The 16,009-nt window shown below is 72.2% G+C and carries 13 protein-coding genes; 5 read left to right on the top strand and 8 right to left on the bottom strand.

What is annotated here, in order from left to right; all coding sequences use genetic code 11:
• Positions 1-32 precede the first annotated feature (32 nt).
• Positions 33-1,304, top strand: coding sequence for an FAD-binding oxidoreductase (locus KLK06_RS32705; protein WP_214639530.1), 1,272 nt, complete (start codon positions 33-35; stop codon positions 1,302-1,304).
• A gap of 14 nt (positions 1,305-1,318) precedes the next feature.
• On the opposite strand, the gene KLK06_RS32700 is transcribed toward KLK06_RS32705, so the two are convergent.
• Both KLK06_RS32700 and KLK06_RS32695 read right to left on the bottom strand, forming a co-directional pair.
• Entirely contained in the window at positions 1,319-2,059 is a 741-nt protein-coding gene (locus tag KLK06_RS32700; protein WP_214639529.1) for a crotonase/enoyl-CoA hydratase family protein, read from the bottom strand.
• A gap of 55 nt (positions 2,060-2,114) precedes the next feature.
• Positions 2,115-3,767, bottom strand: a complete 1,653-nt coding sequence (locus KLK06_RS32695) for an acyl-CoA dehydrogenase family protein (protein WP_214639528.1) — start codon at positions 3,765-3,767, stop codon at positions 2,115-2,117.
• A 30-nt stretch (positions 3,768-3,797) separates the two neighbouring features.
• Here KLK06_RS32695 and KLK06_RS32690 point away from each other — a divergent pair, with 30 nt between their 5' ends.
• Positions 3,798-4,514, top strand: a complete 717-nt coding sequence (locus tag KLK06_RS32690) for a PaaX family transcriptional regulator C-terminal domain-containing protein (RefSeq protein WP_214639527.1) — start codon at positions 3,798-3,800, stop codon at positions 4,512-4,514.
• Here KLK06_RS32690 and KLK06_RS32685 read toward each other — a convergent pair.
• The 3 genes from KLK06_RS32685 to KLK06_RS32675 form a co-directional block, all read right to left on the bottom strand.
• Entirely contained in the window at positions 4,504-5,520 is a 1,017-nt protein-coding gene (locus KLK06_RS32685; protein ID WP_214639526.1) for a hypothetical protein, read from the bottom strand. The genes KLK06_RS32690 and KLK06_RS32685 overlap by 11 nt on opposite strands.
• A gap of 78 nt (positions 5,521-5,598) precedes the next feature.
• Positions 5,599-6,996 (bottom strand): glutamate--cysteine ligase, encoded by a 1,398-nt coding sequence (locus tag KLK06_RS32680; RefSeq protein WP_250906354.1) that lies wholly within the window; start codon positions 6,994-6,996, stop codon positions 5,599-5,601.
• A gap of 35 nt (positions 6,997-7,031) precedes the next feature.
• Entirely contained in the window at positions 7,032-7,742 is a 711-nt protein-coding gene (locus KLK06_RS32675) for an SDR family oxidoreductase (RefSeq protein ID WP_214639525.1), read from the bottom strand.
• 112 nt (positions 7,743-7,854) lie between these two features.
• On the opposite strand from KLK06_RS32675, the gene KLK06_RS32670 reads away from it, so the two are divergent.
• From KLK06_RS32670 to KLK06_RS32660, 3 genes are all read left to right on the top strand, one after another.
• Positions 7,855-8,685, top strand: a complete 831-nt coding sequence (locus KLK06_RS32670) for a helix-turn-helix transcriptional regulator (RefSeq protein ID WP_214639524.1) — start codon at positions 7,855-7,857, stop codon at positions 8,683-8,685.
• 1 nt (position 8,686) lies between these two features.
• A complete protein-coding gene (locus KLK06_RS32665) occupies positions 8,687-9,724 on the top strand; it encodes a zinc-dependent alcohol dehydrogenase family protein (RefSeq protein WP_214639523.1) in 1,038 nt (345 codons plus the stop codon).
• A 132-nt stretch (positions 9,725-9,856) separates the two neighbouring features.
• Positions 9,857-10,474, top strand: a complete 618-nt coding sequence (locus KLK06_RS32660) for a DNA-binding response regulator (protein WP_374197167.1) — start codon at positions 9,857-9,859, stop codon at positions 10,472-10,474.
• Between the two features lie 8 nt (positions 10,475-10,482).
• On the opposite strand, the gene KLK06_RS32655 is transcribed toward KLK06_RS32660, so the two are convergent.
• Genes KLK06_RS32655 through KLK06_RS32645 form a run of 3 tightly spaced genes read right to left on the bottom strand, consistent with a single transcriptional unit; the run spans position 10,483 to position 15,955 of the window.
• Positions 10,483-12,483 (bottom strand): prolyl oligopeptidase family protein, encoded by a 2,001-nt coding sequence (locus tag KLK06_RS32655; RefSeq protein WP_214639521.1) that lies wholly within the window; start codon positions 12,481-12,483, stop codon positions 10,483-10,485.
• Entirely contained in the window at positions 12,480-14,192 is a 1,713-nt protein-coding gene (locus KLK06_RS32650) for an ABC transporter ATP-binding protein (protein WP_214639520.1), read from the bottom strand. Before KLK06_RS32650 ends, KLK06_RS32655 begins: the two co-directional genes overlap by 4 nt.
• The gene (locus KLK06_RS32645; RefSeq protein ID WP_250906352.1) at positions 14,189-15,955 is read right to left on the bottom strand and encodes an ABC transporter ATP-binding protein; all 1,767 of its coding nucleotides are present in this window, start codon (positions 15,953-15,955) and stop codon (positions 14,189-14,191) included. The genes KLK06_RS32650 and KLK06_RS32645 overlap by 4 nt, the downstream gene beginning before the upstream one ends.
• Positions 15,956-16,009 lie beyond the last annotated feature (54 nt).

The following is a 16,009-nucleotide window of genomic DNA, read 5'->3' as shown; positions in this document are numbered from 1 at the left end:
CCCCTCAAATGGGAAAACGCACACTTGACCCCATGAACACCACCAAGTTGCACGGCAAAGTCCTTCTCCCCGGCGACGCGGGCTTCGACGAGGCCCGCAGGCCCTGGAACCTGGCCGTGGACCAGCCGGTACGCGCGGTGATCGAGGCCGCCGACGCCGACGACGTGGCCGCCGCGGTGAGCTACGCCCGGCTCAACGGGCTGGCGGTCACCGCCCAGCCGAGCGGCCACGGCGCCTCCGGCGACACCGACGGGACGATCCTCCTCAAGACCGCACGAATGGCCGACCTGACCGTCGAGGACGGGATCGCGAGGGCCGGCGCGGGCGTGAAGTGGGGCGAGGTCCTGGCCGCCGCGAGCCAGCTCGGCCTCACCGGTCTGGCGGGCAGTTCGCCGGTGGTGAGCGTGACCGGCTACACGCTCGGCGGCGGTTTGAGCTGGTTCGGGCGTAAGTACGGTTTCGCGGCCGACAGTGTGCGGGCCTTCGAAGCGGTCGACGCCACCGGTGACCGCGTCAGGGTGACGGCGGAGTCGGACCCGGAGCTGTTCTGGGGCCTGCGGGGCGGCGGCGGCGACTTCGCGCTGGTCACCTCGGTGGAGTTCGACCTGCGTCCGGCCCCTTTTCTGTACGGCGGGCGGATGATGTGGCCGGTCGAGCGGGCCCCGGAGGTGTTCGGCGCCTTCGTGGAGACCACCGCCGAGGCGCCGGAGGAGTTGACGGTCTGGTTCGACCTGCTGAAGTTCCCCGGCGGACCGGGGTACGTCGCCATCGACTCCACCTTCCTCGGCGAGCACCCCGGCGACCTGCTGCGCCGCTTCGACCGGATCGGCGGGATGATCAGCGACACCCGGCGGCCGATGCCGGTGGCCGAGCTGGGGTCGATCTGCGCCGAGCCCACCGATCCCAGTGCGGGGATGGGGCGGTTCGAGCTGCTCACGGGGCTGGACGGCGTGGCGGACGTGCTGCTCGGCGCGCCGATCGACCCGCTGATCAGCGTCCAGGTCAGGCACCTGGGCGGGGCGCTGGCCCGGCCCGCCGAGGGTGGCGGGGCCGCGGGGTGGCTGGCCGAGCCGTACTCCGTCTATATGTTCGGATTGCCGTCGCGGGAGACGGCCGAGCGCATCGCGGGCCTGACGAGGGCGCTGGTGCCGTACACGAGCGGGCGCAAGCCGTACACGATGCTGGCCCAGGGCGAGCAGGCCGCGTCGGCCTTCCCCGCGAGCACGCTGGCCCGGCTCCGCGACCTCAAGCGGAGCCGCGACCCGCAGGGCGTGATCCGCGCGAACTTCCCCGTGCTGGCATGAAAAGGCGCGGGCCGTCAGAACTCGCCGTGCCGGCCCGCGCCCTCCGCGAAGCGGGCGGCGCCGCTGACGGCGTCGGGCAGCGACACCAGCCCGTGGCGCAGCTCGTTCCTGATCGCGTCCCGCTCCGGCAGCCCGTCCTGCTCCAGCGCCGACAGCCGGTCGCCGCGCAGGCAGGTCTGCGGGAAGCGGGCGATGTCGCCGGCCAGTTCCTCGGCCTGCCGCCTGGCCGCACCGGTCGGGACGACGCGATTGGCCAGGCCCATCTCGTACGCCTCGCGGGCGCCGACCGGACGCCCGGTGAGGATCATGTCCATCGCCCGGGAGGCGCCGATGAGCCGTGGCAGCCGCACGGTGCCGCCGTCGATGAGCGGCACGCCCCAGCGCCGGCAGAACACGCCGAACACCGCGTCCTCCTCGGCCACCCGCAGATCGCACCAGAGCGCCAGCTCCAGCCCACCCGCGACGGCGTGCCCGGCGACGGCGGCGATGACCGGCTTGGACAGGCGCAGCCGGGTCGGGCCCATCGGCCCGTCGCCGTCCTCGCCGACGTGGTTGTCGAGCGTCTTGAGATCGGCGCCCGAACAGAACGTGCCGCCCTCGCCCCAGAGCACCGCCACCGCGGCATCGGACTCCTCGAAAGCCCTGAACGCGTCGATCAGGGCGTCGGCGGTCTTGCGGTCAACCGCGTTGCGGACCTCCGGCCTGCTCAGCACGACGGTCGTGACCTGGCCTGCTCGCTCCATGCGTACGGTCATGTCTGCCTCCGTGATGCGTCGTCGGCGCACCGCGAGCGTACGGCGGCATCGGGGGTCACGCCAGCGTGCCCGCCAGCAGCGTGTCGAAGTGATCACCCGGAGCGGCGTCGATCCCGCGCAGCGGCCCATGGTCGGCCAGGTGCGCCTCGGCGTACAGCCGGGCGACGAGCGACTTGCGTCCGTCGTCGAGCCCCCACGACGCCTGCTCCTCCAGCAGCGCCGCGGCGTAGACATCGGCCATGAACTGGGCCAGCGGATACAGTCGCGCCTCCGCGGTCTCCCGGTCGAGCGCCTGCCAGGCGGCGAGGGCCTTCTCCAGGTCGTCGATGCCGCGCGCGACCAGGTCCGACGTGGCCACCCCGCGGAGCCGGTCGAGGAAGGGCAGGTGGGCCTGCTCCTTCAGCATGGCCCGCCGTACGTCGAGGCAGAGGATGTTGTCGCCACCCTCCCAGATCGGGTTGACCTGGGCGTCGCGCAGCAGCCTGGCCACCGGCCACTGCTCGATGTAGCCGTTGCCGCCGTGCACCTCGATCGCGTCGCTGGCCGCCGTGACGCCGAGCCGGGCCGCCCGTAGCTTGATCAGCGCGGGTGCGATGCGCAGGCGCGGGCCGACGAGGCCGTCGAAGACGAGTGCCTGGGCCGCCTCGACCTCGACGATGAGCTCGGCCAGCTTGCGGCGCATCAGCGGCTGCTCGATGAGCGGCCGGCCGAACGCCTCGCGGGCCCTGGCGTAGCAGAGCGACTCGACCAGCGCGCGTCTGGCCACGCCGACACCCATCATCGCCACGCCGAGCCGGGAGGAGTTGGTGAGCTTCATCATTGTGCCGAGCCCCGAGCCGGAGCCGCTCCCGGCCAGCAGGAACGCCTCCGCGTCGGCGAACTCCACCTCGGCCGACGCGACAGAACGGGTGCCCAGCTTGTCCTTCAGCCGCCTGATCCGCACCCCGTTGCGCGAGCCGTCCCGGCGCTCCCACAGGACCAGCAGCGGCGCGACGGCGCCGTCGGGGAGCCGCGCGAGCACCACGAAGGCAGAGCCGTTGGCGTTCGAGGCGAACCACTTGAACCCGGACACCAGCCAGGAGTCGCCGTCGGGCACGGCCGTCGCCTCCAGCGCGGCCAGGTCGGAGCCGCCGGTCCGCTCGGTGAACATCTGAGCGGCCTCGCCGGAGTAATAACCGTTGGCGAAGATCGCCCGCACCCGTTCGCGTACGTCCTCGGGCGCGTGCCGCTCGGCCAGGGAGACCACCATGTCGCCGCCGGTGCCGAGCGCGCAGCCCATCCCGATGTCGGCCTGGTCGAGCAGGTACGTCCAGGCCGCGGCGAGGGCGGCGGGGTTCGCGCCGTTCGCCCGGGCTTCGTCGGCGAAGGCCGGGGAGGTGAAGTTGTTCGCCATGAGCGCGTCGCGGGCCGTGTGGAAGGAGGGGGGCATGACGACCTCGCTGACGTCCCTGCCCCACTTGTCGTACTTCTCCAGCCGCGGCGGGTTGCGGTCGGTCGCCTCCGCGCATTCGGCGACCGTGCCGCCCATCAGCGCGCCCAGCTTCTCCAGGTACGGCGTGGCCCAGGCGAAGCCGTCGCCCAGGTGGCGCCGCATGAGCAGGTGCAGCGTCGGATCGCAGCTCCACCAGTTACGCCCCGCCGCGCCCTGATAGCGCTCGGTCGCGTAACGGTCACTGCTGTCGAACGATTCGATGAGATAGCGCCCCATGCTTCGGACATTACATATACTCGACACGCGATGGAAGAGCGTAACAACCTCAGTGCTCGGTCGGCCGTGCTGAGCGCGCTGCTCGGCAGCCATCCGCCGCAACTGGCCGCCCGCCATCTGGTGCGCATCGGCGCGCTGTTCGGCATCGCCGAGGGCACCGTGCGGGTGGCGCTGTCGCGCATGGTGGCGGCGGGCGACCTGATCCAGTCGAGCGGCCGCTACACGCTGTCCGAGCGGCTCGTCGAGCGCCAGGGCAGGCAGGACGAGAGCCGCGACCCGCACACCAGGCCGTGGGACGGCACCTGGGAGATCGCCATCGTCACCGCCGAGCGCCGCGCCCCCGCCGACCGGGCCGCGTTCCGGCACACGATGACCGCGCTGCGCCTGGCCGAGCTCCGCGAGGGCAGCTGGCTGCGCCCGGCCAACCTGCTGCGGGAGTGGCCGGAGAGCGTGACCGCGCAGTGCACGCTGATCGACGGCCGCCCGCACGGCGACCCCACGCCGCTGCTGTGGGACCTCGACGGCTGGGCGGCCGAGGCGCGCCGGCTGGAGAGCGCGCTCGACCGGGCCGGGGATCTGAGAGAGGGGTTCCTGCTGTCGGCGGCGGTGGTGCGCCACCTGCTGGCCGACCCGCTGCTGCCCCAGGAGCTGCTGCCCGGCGACTGGCCGGGGGGCCGGCTCCGCGCCCGGTACGACGACTTCGACCGCCGCTACCGCGAACTGCTCTACCAGCACCTCACAGACTGACGGCGAAGATCACCCGCTTGTTCCTGAACTCGGTGACGCTCCACAGCCTGCCGCCCTGGATGGTCAGGTCCTCCGGCCCGATGGGATAGGGCCGGGTGACGAGCTTTCCCGGGGTGCTGACGTGCAGCTTGCCGTTGGTGTTGCCGTCGGCCGCCTGGCTGAGGTACCACGTGTCGCCGGCCGAGACCGCGCCCTGGATCTTCGGCTGGCCCATGACGTAGGCGTCCCTGGGCACGCCGCTGAGCTCCAGGTCCCATCGGGCCACCCGGCCGTTGGGGTCGTTCTCCCGGTATTCGCCGGAGATGAGGGTGTGCGGGGTGGTGCCGCGGTCGATGGAGACGAACGAGAAGGTGGGCCCGCTCGTGACGACCCGCCACGAGTCGCTCTGCGGGATGACGTAGCGGTAGCCGAACGCGTGGTACTTGCCGCCCTGGCGGCCGATACGCTTCGGATCACCCAGGTCGTTCTGGGCGGTGCGCAGGTCGAGCAGGTGCTTGAGGTCGAAGACCCGCAGTCCCTTGGACGTGTCGGCCACGTAGAGCAGGTCGCCGTGCCAGCCCACCCCGCCCGCGTGGATGTTGATCGCCCCGTAGGACCCGTCCGGCTTGGCCTCGACGAGCAGCGCGTGCTGGTACTTGAGCGTCCGCGGGCTGAGGAAGCTCACCCTGATCCCGCGTTCGACCACGGGCGGCTCCGGCTTGAAGTACCAGGTGGCCACGAACACCGGCACCCCCACGGAGCCGGACTCCTCGCCGCAGGTCAGGCCCTGCGGATACCAGTCGGTCGTGTCCTCGTCCTTGGCGTCGAAGGCGTACCAGTCGAGCGGCTTGGGGTTCATCGAGCCCAGCGCCCCCGACGCCCCCTTGCGCACCCCGGTCCTGTTGGCCTGGGCCAGCACCGCCTCCACGGAGACGGCGCCGATGCCGCTGGCCAGCTTGGCCGCCCCCTCGGCTAAGGTGCCCGTGGCCCTGCGTAAGGTGAAGGGCGTCTTGTCGATCGGAACCATCCCCGCTGCAGCCATACCTTCCTCGCTTCTCCGTCTACACGTGGTGTGTTCGACGGACAGGGGGGCGAGAAAGTTTGGCTAACTCCAGGTATGAACGGGTTGCCCCGATAGGGCGAGCTCGCGATAGCGCTGTACGAGTTTCTCCCTATCTCCACCGAACTTGGCCAGCGTTTCACGTTGCCAGACCGATCCGGTACGCCGCAGCCGGGTTCGCTGCCGGATGATGTCGAGCGCGTTGTCGGCGTCGGACGGCGTCACCCCGGCCCCGAGCAGCCCCTCCCTGGCCTCGGGCAGCAGCTCGAGCACCAGGTCGGCGGCCTCGAACTCGCCGTCCCTGCCCGGCCAGGACAGCTTGGCGTCGAGCCCGTGCATGGCGGCGCGGTAGAAGTTCTGGTACGCCTCGCCGAACCGGTATGAGGTGAGATCCCGCTCCGACTGCGCCAGCGTCAGCCCGATGAGGAACGCCGTGTTGGCCGCCATGTCCGCCGACGACGGACCTGCCGGCAGGGCGCGCATCTCGATCCGCAGGTGGCCGCCGTCGGACGGGTCGTAGACGGGCCGGTTCCAGTGCCAGACCGTGCCCTGGTGCAGCCGGAGCTCGGGCACGTCGAGCGGGTCGGTGTTGTCCGTCAGCTCGGGCAGGACCGGGTCGTAGTCCCGTACGTACTGCTCGAACAGCTCGTAGGCCCCCTCGCGCACCCAATCCGACCCGAAGGTGACCCGGCCGTCCTTCCGATAGCGCCGTTCCACGTCCCGGTCGTCGGCCGCCTCCTCCATCAACGCGATCCTGGTCTCCTCCCGCAACTGCCTGCCGAGGAAGAACGGCGAGTTGCCGCAGGCCGCCAGCACGGGCCCGGTGGCCAGCTGCGCCGCGTTGAACAGCCGGGCGAACCGGTCCGGCGGCGTGCGGATGTGCACCTGCCACGAGGTGTTGGCGCTCTCCAGGATGACGTCCTCGACCGCCAGCTCCAGATCGTCGATCTTGACCACGAACGGCTCCAGCCGCAGCCGCCGGAGCCCCCTGCTCATCGCCCGGTAGCGGTTCTGGTCGCTGATGGCCTCTTTGGTGAAGTCGTCGGGGCTCAGCGTGGGCAGGATGCCGATGGGCACCGCGCCGCCGCCCTCGACCGCCCGGTCCACGCTGGTCAGGGTCTCTTGCACCTCCGCCGCCAGCCGCTCGAACGGGCGCCCCGCCAGCGGCAGCGGGGTCAGGTTGACCTCCAGGTTGAAGCGACCGAGCTCCAGCACCACGCGGGGGTCGCCGAGCGCCTCGCGCACCTCCGCGTTGCGCGGCAGCGGGCGGCCCGCCTCGTCGACGAGGAACAGCTCCAGCTCCGCGCCGATCGTCGTCGGCCCCTCACCGAAGCCCGGTCTAGCGAGCAGCTCGCGCAGCACGCCGAGTTGCTCATGGAGACGTTCTCCGAAGCGGGTGTACTCCGCCTCAGAGAATCGCTCTTTGTCCAGATCTTGTCCCATGCCTCCCTACTGACCGGAGACACCCCGTCCACACCTCACCAGCTCAGCGGACCTTCATCATCCAGGTAGGCGCCGGTCGGGCCGTCGGCGTCGAGGGTGGCCAGCCGGACGGCGATCGCCGCGCCCTGCTCGGCCGTACGGTGGCCGGAGTGGCCGTTGAGGTCGGTGGCGCAGTAGCCGGGGTTGGCGGCGTTCACCTTGATGGGCGTGTCCCAGAGCTCCTTGGCGTAGGACACGGTGACCATGTTGAGGGCGCTTTTGGAGGAGTTGTAGGGCATGTAGATGTGCGGCCACATGGGGCCGTCCGGGTCCATCGCCATGGACAGGGAGCCGAGCTCGCTCGACATGTTCACGATCCTGGCCGCCTCGGCCCGGCGCAGCAGGGGCAGCATCGCGTTGGTCACGGTGACCACGCCGAACACGTTGGTCTCGTACACCTCCCTGAGCGTCTCCGCCCCGGTGGCGCTGGGGCGACCGTCCTCCTGCCAGATCACGATCCCCGCGTTGTTGACCAGGATGTCGAGCTTGCCGTACTCCTGCTCGATCCACTTGGCCGCGGCCTGCACGCTGTCGGCGTCGGTCACGTCGATCCGCACGTACGGCTGACCGAGCTTCTCGGCGGCGGCCTTGCCGCGCTCCTCGTCGCGCGCTCCCACGATGGCGGTGACGCCGCGCTCGCCGAGCAGCCGCGCGATCTCGAAGCCGATTCCCTTGTTGGCACCTGTGATGAGGGCTGTTGTCGTCATGCCTCAACCCTCACGCGGGCCGGGCCGGAACGTGAGAGACCTCCCTAACCTGGGATCGGCGGTACCACCCACGGCTCCCGGAGCATGCGGGAACCTGACGGAAGATGAACATATGAACCGCACCGAACTCGCCGAATACCTTCGCAGCAGGCGCGCCCGCGTCACGCCGCAGGACGTCGCGCTGCCGAGTGGCGGTCAGCGCCGTACGCCGGGCCTGCGCAGGCAGGAGGTCGCGCAGCTCGCGGGCATGTCGATCGACTACTACATCCGGCTGGAGCAGGGCCGCGGCCCGCACCCGTCACGTCAGGTGCTGAACGCGCTGGCCAGGGCCCTCATGCTCAGCCACGACGAACGCGTCCACCTGTTCAACCTGGCGGGCCAGGCGCTGGAGACGCCGCGGACGAGGGGCGACGTGCCCGCCGGCGTCCGGCACCTGATCGCCTTCCTGGAGGAGCTGCCCGCCTATGTGGTCGACGTCAAATACGAAATCCTGGTCTGGAACCCGCTCGCGGGCCTGCTCCTGGGCGACCTCGACTCGCGGTCGCGCGACGACCTCAACGTCATCCGCTGGCTGTTCCGCGACCCCGACATCGCCGAGCGCATCATCGATGAGGAGCGAGGCCGTTTCGCCCGCGGCTCCGTGGCCGACCTGCGCGTCGCGGCGGGCCGCTACCCGGACGACCCGGGCATCCAGGCGCTGGTCGCGGAGATGCTGGCGCTGAGCCCCGAGTTCGCCGACCTGTGGGCCAAGCACGAGGTGCAGATCCGCAGGGAACATCGCAAGCGCATCTCCCATCCCGCGGTCGGCGTCATCGAGACGACCTGCCAGGTCCTCTCCATCCCCGACCGCGAGGACCTGCGGCTGATCCTCTACACGACCGAACCCGGTTCCGCCGCCCACCAGGCCTTGCGCGAGTTGCGGCAGTTCACCCTAAGCTCATGAGATGCGAGCCGTTGCGTTTGACCTGTTCGGTGGGGAACTCGACCTACGCGAACTGCCCGACCCGTCGCCGGCGCCGCACGGGGCGGTGATCAGGGTCGAGGCGACGGGCCTGTGCCGCAGCGACTGGCACGGCTGGCAAGGTCACGACCCCGACATCCGCGTCCTGCCCCACGTACCCGGACACGAGCTCGCGGGCGTCGTGGAGGCGGTCGGCGCCGACGTGCGCGACTGGCTGCCCGGCGCCAGGATCACCGTCCCGTTCGTCTGCGCCTGCGGATCCTGTACGGCCTGCGCCGCCGGCGAGCAACAGGTATGCGAGCGGCAGACCCAGCCCGGCTTCACCCACTGGGGCTCCTACGCCGAATACGTGGCGATCGACCACGCCGACGTGAACCTCATCCCGGTCCCCGAGGAGATGGCCTACGTGACCGCGGCCGGTCTCGGCTGCCGCTTCGCCACCGCCTTCCGGGCCGTCACGCAGGTGGGCGCGGTGCGACCGGGCGAATGGGTGGCCGTGCACGGCTGCGGCGGCGTCGGCCTGTCCGCCATCATGATCGCCACCGCGGCCGGGGCGCGCGTGGTGGCCGTCGACATCAGCACCGACGCGCTCCAGCTCGCCGAGCAGGCGGGCGCCACGCACTTCGTCGACGGCTCGGCCGGTGACGCGGGCGCCCAGGTCAGGGAGCTGACCAGGGGTGGGGCGCACCTGTCGCTCGACGCGCTGGGCAGCGCCCAGACCTGCGTGGCCTCGGTCGAGAGCCTGCGCCGCCGCGGCCGGCACGTACAGGTCGGACTGCTGCCCGGCGGGGCGACGCCGGTGCCGATGGACCGGGTGATCGGGTACGAGTTGCGGCTGCTCGGCAGCCACGGCATGGCCGCGCACGCCTACGCGCCGATGATGGAGATGATCAGGGCCGGGATCCTGCACCCCGACCAGCTCATCACCAGGACCATCGGGCTCGCCGACGCGGGCAAGGCCCTAGCCTCGATCGGCACCGTGCCCGGCGTGACGATGATCACCCCCCGCTTCCCCCTCTAGGCCCTATAGGCGGTGCGCGGGACGGCCGTGCTTCGGCATCCCCGTCCGACCGGCCGCTTGGTACGTCGCCAGCCGCTTTGCAGCGAGTGCCGGATAGGTCAGACTTGTGACTCACAGGCTTGCTGGCTGACCGTGAGGACAACGGTGATCCGAACCTTGCTCGCTGAAGACATGCATCTGGTGCGAGGAGCGATCGTGGCGTTGCTGGCCTATGAGGAGGATATCGAGATCGTCGCGGAGGTCGACCGGGGTGATCACATCCTCCGCACCGCCAAGACGGTCCGGCCCGACGTGGCGGTGCTCGACATCGCGCTGCCCGGCAAGGACGGGCTGGAGGCCGCCGGCGAACTGCACGACAATCTGCCGGAGTGCGGCGTGCTCATCCTCACCGGCGTCGGCACTCCCGGGCTGCTGAAGCGGGCCCTGGACGTGCACGTGCGGGGGTTCATGGCCAAGGACGCGCCGCCCGGTCAGCTCGCCGACGCCATCAGGAGGGTGGCCGACGGGGAGCGGGTCATCGACTCCGAGCTGGCGATCGCCGCGATGAGCCCGCCGGAGGCGCCGCTGACGGAGCGCGAGCTGCACGTGATCGAGGCCGCGGCCGAGGGGGCCACGGTGTCCGAGATCGCCGCTTCGCTGTTCCTCGCGGAAGGAACGGTCCGAAACTACCTCTACCGCAGTACGGCGAAGCTGGGGGCGCGCAGCCGGATCGACGCGATCCGCATCGCCCGCGAGTCCGGCTGGATCTGACCGGGGCTTTACCGCGTTGGTTTCAGGCCCGTGTGGGTGGCGGCGAAGGCGAGCACGTCGGCGGCCAGGCTGATCGACCTGCTGACCGACCTGGCGCCATGGCCGACGTCGCGCTCGTGGCGCAGCAGGATCGGCCGTTCTCCCGCCGTCGCCCACTGCAGGGCCGCGCACATCTTGCGGGCGTGCATCGGGTCCACCCGCGAGTCGGCGCCGGAGACGGTGAACAGCGTCGCCGGGTAGCCGACCCCCTGGCGGACGTGGTGATAGGGCGAGTAGCCGAGCAGCCAGCCCAGCTCCCCGGGATGATCGGCGGAACCGTACTCACCGGCCCAGGTCGCCCCGAGCCCGGATCTCTCGTACCGCACCATGTCCAGCAGCCCCGCGGAGCACACGACGGCGGCGAACAGCCCAGGCCGCTGCGTCATGGCGGCCCCGACGAGCAGCCCGCCGTTCGACTCGCCCCAGACGGCCAGTTGGCCGGGCGTCGTCCATCCGTCGGCGATCAGCTTCTCGGCGGCGGCGATGAAGTCCTGGAAGACGTTCTGCTTGCGGTCCAGCATGCCGTCGCGGTGCCACGCCTCGCCTTCCTCCCCGCCCCCGCGCAGGTTGGCCACGGCCAGCACACCGCCGGACTCGACCCAGGCGAGGGAGTCGGCCGCGTACCCGGGGGTGAGCGACATCCCGAAACCGCCGTAACCGGTCAGGATCGTGGGCCGGGGGCCGCCGGAGTGCGGGCCCGCTACGACCACCATGCGGACCCGGGTCCCGTCGGCGGAGTCGTACTCGAGCTGGTGACTCTCCATCCGAGAGCCCTTCCGCACCACACCGCTCACGACCGGCGCCTCGCTGGTGGCGGCCGATGACCAGAGGGTGGTCGTTCCCTCGCGGGCGTCGTAGCGCCAGACCTCCACCGGGGTGGCCGCGTCCGTGTAGGCGAACCACGCCTCGTGACCGCCGCCGGGGCGGGAGGTCAGCGAGGCGATGGAGCCGCTGCCGGGCAGCGGGACCGTGCCCAGGCGTTCGCCGGTGGCGGCGTCGTGCAGCGCGATCTCGCCGACCGCGTGGCGGGTCCTGGCGACGAGCAGCCGGCCTCCGTCGAGCAGCGTGAACGCCCCGAGCACGGCCGCGGGATCCTCGGGAACGAGCTCCTCCCACGCGGCGGGCGTGGCCGGGTCGGCGACGCAGAGCCGGCGCCGGGGCGCGTCGTGGTCCGTGACGATGTACAGGCGGTCGTCCGGCCCCACCGCCGCCGCGCTGCGCGCCGCCACTCCTTCCTGGATCACCTTCTGGTCGAGGTGCTCGGGCGGGCCGGTGGAGAGGTCGGCGAGGTAGAGGTCGTTCCGGGCGGGGGTGCCCGCCGAGATCACCAGCCAGCGCCCGTCCGCGCTGATCTGCAGGCCGTACGAGAGCGCGCCGCGGGTGAAGACCTGGACGTCGCCGTCGGGCCCGCGCAGGTGTACGCCCTGGTGGAAGCGGACGTAGAAGAACTCCCTGCCACCGGGCAGCCAGGCGACCGGTGAGTAGCGGCAGCCGCCGATCGGGCCGTCGACGATCTCGCGGGTGGCGACGTCCATGACGTACAGGTCCGCCCGCTCGTCCCCGCTCCTCGACAACTGGTACGCCAGCAGGCGTCCCTCCCAGTCGGGCTGCCAGTCGTCCAGCGTGGTGAGGCCGGTGGCGTCGAGCTCCATGGGATCGAGCAGGGGCCGGTCGTCGCAGTACAGCACCGGGTGCTCCTGCCCCGCGGACTGGGACAGGTGGAAGCGCCTGTCGCCGCGCCACACCGGCGGGGTGCTCATTCCGGTGACGCTGAGCTCGGTCAGGCGCTTCCGGAAGTGTTCGCGGAGGGGGAGGCGAGTGGCGTGGTGCCGCCAGAGCCGGTCCTGTCCGGCCAGCCAGGTACGGGTGGCGGGATCGGCGGCGTCCTCCAGCCAGCGGTAGGGGTCGGTGACGAGGTGGCCGTGGAGCTCCTCGACGAACGACAGACGCGCTGCGTCCGGATATTTCATGACACGGGCTCCGGTTGCCAGTGGCCGGACAGGTCGGCGTACGTGGATGAGCGACGGACGAGCTCGTCGTGCGTGCCGACCACGGCCTGGCCGGCGTCCATGAGCAGGATGCGGCGGGCGCGCGTGGCCGAGGTGAGGCGGTGGGCGACGACGATCAGCGTGCCACCTCGGCGCGCGAACGCGGCCTCCACCCGCGCCTCGGCCGCGGGGTCGAGATGACAGGTGGCCTCGTCCAGGATGACCAGGCGCGCCGGGGCGAGGTAGGCGCGCACGAGGGCGATCAGCTGCCGCTGCCCGGCGGACAGGGCGCCGGGGTCGAGCTCCGCCGGGCCCGCCATCAGGCCGGTGGCGCCGAGCGCGGTGATGGCGGCCTCGACCTGGTGTGGTGGCGCGTCGCTCAGGTACGTGAGGTTCTCGTGCAGCGAGCCGCGGAAGACGTACGCCTCCTGGGGGATCAGCACCCGCGCGGCGGGAGACACGTCGGCGGCGGGGACTCCGCCGATGCGGACGTCACCGGTGTCCGGCTGGAGAAGGCCGCTGATCAGGGCCGCCAGGGTGGACTTACCGGCCCCGCTCGGCCCGACGACCGCCAGATGGTCACCCTCGGGGATGTCAAGATCGAGACCGTCGACCACCGCCTCGGAGTGCGGTCCGTAGGCGAACGTAACCCCCCTCAACCGCACACCGCCCGCAGCCGACCACCCCTCTCCCGCCGTCCGGGCCTCAGTCGACCGCCCCGAGCCAGCCGAGAGGACCGCTCTCGGGACCGAAGGGCCGGAGGTGGTGATGCGGCGGAGGGTGGCCACCAGGCTGACGCCGCTGACGCCGAGGCCCTGGACGAGGCCGTTCAGGGCGGGGGCCAGGGACTGCGTGACGTAGGCCAGGGCGCCCACCACGACCCCGGCGCCGGCGCCGCCGCTGAGCAGCCAGGGCGTGCCGCCCAGGACGAGCACCACGGGCAGCCAGGCGCCGACGGCGAGCGCGATCGTGCGCGCGGCGGTCACGCGGGCCAGGCCGCGTGCCGCCGACGCCTGCGCCTCGACCCGGTCGGCCAACGCGGCGCCCACGCGGTCCTCGGCGCCGCAGGCCACGATGTCCCGCAGCCCGCCGGCCATGCCCGTCATCGACTCGGCGAGCCGTTCGTCGGCCATCAGGAACGCCCGCTGCCGCCGCGCCAGAGCGGGCAGTGACACCAGGAACAGCCCCAGCCCGGCGGCGAACGGCGGCAACACCAGCAGCGCCGCCTGCGGAGCCAGCGTGAGCAGCCCCAGCACCACGCTCACCACCGTGAACGCGAACCCCCGCACGGTGGTGACCACCGCCGCGAAGGCGTCCCTGGCCAGCTCGACCTGGAGCCCGGCCCGGGTGACGGCGGCGGTGTCCGGGCGGCCGGACATCGAGTGGGCGGCGCGGCGCATGGCCCCGCCGACGACGTGGGCGAGCAGATCGTCCCGGAACGGCTCGGCGACCGCCGCCACGGCGAGGATGACCTGACGGGCGGCGACCGCGGCGACCAGCCACGTACAGCCGAGCGCCGCCAGCCAGGCCAGCCCCACGGAGGGGCGGGCCACCGCGAAGCCGTCCTCGATGGCGCGGGCGATGGCTTGCCCGATGAGGAACGCGGGCCCCGCCTCCAGCACCGACCACAGACAGATGCGCACCAGCGCGTACGGCCGGCGCCGCAACGCCCGCCACAGCAGCGGCCTCATGAGACGTCTCCCTGGAACACGGCCCGGTAGCGCGGGTCCCGCCACAGCTCGTGATGCGGAGCGTGGCCGAGCACCGTGCCGTCCTCCAGCCAGACGACCCGGTCGGCGCGGGACGCCGTGGTCAGCCGGTGGGCCACGATGAGCCGGGTACGTCCCCGGGACTCAGCGGTGAGGGCGTTGCCGACCTGGCGTTCGGTGACGGTGTCGAGGCTGGAGGTGGCGTCGTCGAGCACCAGGAGGCGTTCTCCTTGCGCGAACGCCCTGGCCAGGCCGATCCGCTGCCGTTCGCCGCCCGAAAGCGGGGTGTCCGCGATGGGGGTCGCGTATCCGCCGGGCAGGCGGCGGATGAACCCGTCCGCGCACGCCGCCGTCGCCGCCGCGCTCACGGCCCCGTGGTCGTCCGTGCCGAGTCCGATGGCCTTGCCGACCGTGTCGCCGACCAGGACCGGCCGTTCGAAGGCGTACCCGATGGCCCGCCGCAGCTCGGCGCGGTCCAGTTCCGGCAGCGGTACGCCGTCCAGCAGCACCGTTCCCGCGACGGGGTCGGCCAGGCGCGCCGCTAGGGCGGCGAGCAGCGACTTGCCGGACCCGGAGCGCCCCACCACGGCAGTGACCGAGCCCCCGGCGATCACCAGCTCATCCACGACCAGACCGGCCGCCGTGACCCCCCGAAGCTCCAGAGCGCCTGGCCGCGCATCGGCGACCGGAGCTGCGTGGGGGGCTGAGGTTGCATGGAGGGCCGGAGCTGCGTGGGAGGCGGGGGCCGCGTGGGAGGGCGGGAGGTGGCGGGTGCCGTAGTAGGTGGTGGGCAGGGCGAGGAGTTCGGCGACGCGGGCGGCTGCCGCGCGTGCCCTGGCCAGGCCGCCGATGTGGCCGAGTGAGGTGCTCAGCGCCGCGCCCAGTACCGCGTACCTCGCCGCCGCGTACAGTTCGCCGATCGTGAGGTCGCCAGCGGCCAGCCGGAGCCCGCCCACGGCGAGTACGGCCACCTCCACCAGCGGCACGATGAGGCCCGCCTGGATGCCGGCGGAGGCGTTCGCCCGCCACAGCTCCATGCCGTGGGCCCGCAACCGGTCCAAGGGTCCCAGGACCCGGCGCGTCTCGCGGTCGGCGGTCCCGGCGGCGGCGATCGTACGGGCGCCGCCGAGCGCGTCCACCAGCCGGGCGGCGATCTCGCCCTGGACCTCCTGGTAGCCGCCCGCGATCGTGGTCGTGGCACGCAGGAAGGCCCGCAGCACGAGCAGGATGAGCGCGATCCCGGCGACCAGCGTCGCGGTCAGCGCGGGGTCGATGAGCGTGAGCGCCACCAGCGCGCCCACCGTAGGGACGAGCAGCGCCAGCGCGCCGGTCACGGACTCGGGCGCCCGGCCGGCCTCCTCGGCGTTCAGGCCGGTGCGGGTGACCAGCTCGCCTTCGGGGAAGCGGCGGGTCGCGGCGGGACCGACGCCCAGCACGTGGCGCAGGACCGACAGACGCAGCCGGGCGGCCGCGTACGCGCTGCTCGCGCCGCGTGCCCAGACCCCGGCGCTCTCGCAGAGAATGATCCCGGCGACGATCACCGCGCAGGCCGCCAGCCAGGACGTGGCCTCGGGCCGCGCGGAGACGAAGCCGTCGACGGTCCGGCCGGCCGCGTAGGGCAGTGCCAGCTCTCCGGCCGCTCCCGTGATCGCCGTGACCGCCAGAACGGCGGGCCACGGGCCGCTTCGGCGTACCGCGTCCATCACCAGCCGGTCTCCGGCCCGCACGAGGGTCTCCCTCCACATGAAAAACACCGCATTGGACCGCCAAAGCGATCCCCGCGCCGCAGTGGGCGGCGC

The sequence above is a fragment of the Nonomuraea sp. NEAU-A123 genome (assembly GCF_018603905.1).
Taxonomy (GTDB): Bacteria; Actinomycetota; Actinomycetes; order Streptosporangiales; family Streptosporangiaceae; genus Nonomuraea.
This window is presented reverse-complemented; position numbering and strand designations above follow the sequence as displayed.

Bases quoted from the DNA above. Each gene is read 5' to 3' on its own strand.
- KLK06_RS32675 (WP_214639525.1), bottom strand. From the start codon at position 7,742: ATGACGACAACAGCCCTCATCACAGGTGCCAACAAGGGAATCGGCTTC.
- KLK06_RS32670 (WP_214639524.1), top strand. From the start codon at position 7,855: ATGAACCGCACCGAACTCGCCGAATACCTTCGCAGCAGGCGCGCCCGC.
- KLK06_RS32655 (WP_214639521.1), bottom strand. From the start codon at position 12,483: ATGAAATATCCGGACGCAGCGCGTCTGTCGTTCGTCGAGGAGCTCCAC.
- KLK06_RS32705 (WP_214639530.1), top strand. From the start codon at position 33: ATGAACACCACCAAGTTGCACGGCAAAGTCCTTCTCCCCGGCGACGCG.
- KLK06_RS32690 (WP_214639527.1), top strand. From the start codon at position 3,798: ATGGAAGAGCGTAACAACCTCAGTGCTCGGTCGGCCGTGCTGAGCGCG.
- KLK06_RS32695 (WP_214639528.1), bottom strand. From the start codon at position 3,767: ATGGGGCGCTATCTCATCGAATCGTTCGACAGCAGTGACCGTTACGCG.
- KLK06_RS32645 (WP_250906352.1), bottom strand. From the start codon at position 15,955: ATGTGGAGGGAGACCCTCGTGCGGGCCGGAGACCGGCTGGTGATGGAC.
- KLK06_RS32685 (WP_214639526.1), bottom strand. From the start codon at position 5,520: ATGGTTCCGATCGACAAGACGCCCTTCACCTTACGCAGGGCCACGGGC.
- KLK06_RS32680 (WP_250906354.1), bottom strand. From the start codon at position 6,996: ATGGGACAAGATCTGGACAAAGAGCGATTCTCTGAGGCGGAGTACACC.
- KLK06_RS32665 (WP_214639523.1), top strand. From the start codon at position 8,687: ATGCGAGCCGTTGCGTTTGACCTGTTCGGTGGGGAACTCGACCTACGC.
- KLK06_RS32700 (WP_214639529.1), bottom strand. From the start codon at position 2,059: ATGACCGTACGCATGGAGCGAGCAGGCCAGGTCACGACCGTCGTGCTG.
- KLK06_RS32650 (WP_214639520.1), bottom strand. From the start codon at position 14,192: ATGAGGCCGCTGCTGTGGCGGGCGTTGCGGCGCCGGCCGTACGCGCTG.